Genomic DNA, 1694 nt, shown 5'->3' on the forward strand with positions numbered 1-1694 from the left:
GAGGGCACTGAAAAAGTCCCTTTTAGCAAATTAGACCTAGAAAATTGTCAGGAGACAATTTTCTAGGTCTTTTATGTTATACTTAAATTATTAAATTTATGTGGGTGATTCAAATGATTAAAAAGCAACAAACTATGATTTTAAGTCAATATATTGGAATTTATGATTTGGTTGTTCCAAAAGATAATATGTTAAGAAAGATTAATGAGTTAATCGACTTTTCCTTTGTTTATAATGAACTTGTAGACAAGTATTGTGATAACAATGGTAGAAATGCAATCGACCCAATTCGTATGTTTAAATACCTTTTATTAAAATACATATTTGATCTATCAGATGTAGATATTGTAGAGCGCTCAAAATACGATATGTCTTTTAAATATTTTCTTGGCATGGCACCTGAAGAGTCTGTTATCGAACCAAGTTCATTAACTAAGTTTCGTAGACTTAGGCTTAAGGATATAAATTTACTTGATATGTTGATAAATAAAACAGTTGAAATCGCTCTTGAGAAGGGAATAATAAAATCAAAGTCTATCATCGTCGATGCTACGCATACGTCGGCAAGATACAATCAAAAATCACCACGTGAAATATTACAAGAACGTTCTAAGAGATTAAGAAAATCTGTTTATGAAATAGATGAAAATATTAAAAATGCTTTACCAGTAAAAAATGAAGTTGATGATTTAGAAGCTGAAATTAAATATTGTCAGGATTTAATTAAAGTTATAGAAAAGAATGAAGTTATTTCAGCGTATCCGAAAGTTAGAGAGAAAATGAATATATTAAGTGAAACTTTAGATGATGATTTGCAACATATGCAGTCTTTCGCCGATGCGGATGCAAGGATTGGACATAAGACTGCCGATTCATCTTTCTTTGGATATAAAACACATCTAGCTATGACAGAAGAAAGAATAATATCAGCTGCAACTATTACAACTGGTGAAAAAACTGATGGTAAAGAATTAAATACATTAATTACAAAAAGCCAAGAAGCAGGTATAGAAGTTCAAGCAGTTATTGGAGATGCTGCATACTCCGAAAAAGAAAATATTAAATTTGCAAATGAAAAAAATATAAAACTTGTAGCGAAGCTACATCCCGGTGTAACACAAGGTCTAAGAAAGAATGAAGAAGAGTTTCAGTTTAATAAAGATTCTGGTATGTACGTTTGTAAGGGTGGACATATGGCCTTCCGAAGAGCTCGCCAGGGAAAAAATGATGGTTCTAGAAACCAAGCATATACATATTATTTTGATATAGAGAAATGTAAAGAATGTACACAAAAAGAAGGTTGCTATAAAGAAGGAGCAAAAAGTAAAACTTATTCAGTTACAATAAAAAGCGGCATTCATAAATCACAAATAGACTTTCAGGAAAGCAAATATTTTAAAGAAAAATCAAAAGAGCGTTATAAGATTGAAGCTAAAAATAGTGAATTGAAGAATAGGCATGGGTATGATACGACATCATACTCAGGTCTAATTGGCATGGAAATGCAAGGTGCACTAACAATATTTGTAGTGAATATTAAAAGAATTTTAAAGTTAATGGGCTAAATCCCCAATTAACTTAAGCAGTTTTTAAAACAAAGCAGCTGATAAAACTAAAAACTCTTAGTTTTATCAGCTACTTTTAAACTATTTAAATAAATCGCTCCTGAAAAACTAAAGTTTTTCAGTGCCCTC

The 1694-nt window shown here is 30.7% G+C and carries 1 protein-coding gene; it reads left to right on the forward strand.

Features of this window, described 5'->3' with window-relative positions; genetic code table 11:
* Positions 1-113 precede the first annotated feature (113 nt).
* Positions 114-1565, forward strand: a complete 1452-nt coding sequence (locus tag JHL18_RS18570; protein ID WP_200271990.1) for an IS1182 family transposase — start codon at positions 114-116, stop codon at positions 1563-1565.
* Positions 1566-1694: the final 129 nt, after the last annotated feature.

The sequence above is a fragment of the Clostridium yunnanense genome, from assembly GCF_016595795.1.
Taxonomy (GTDB): Bacteria; Bacillota; Clostridia; order Clostridiales; family Clostridiaceae; genus Clostridium_AR; species Clostridium_AR yunnanense.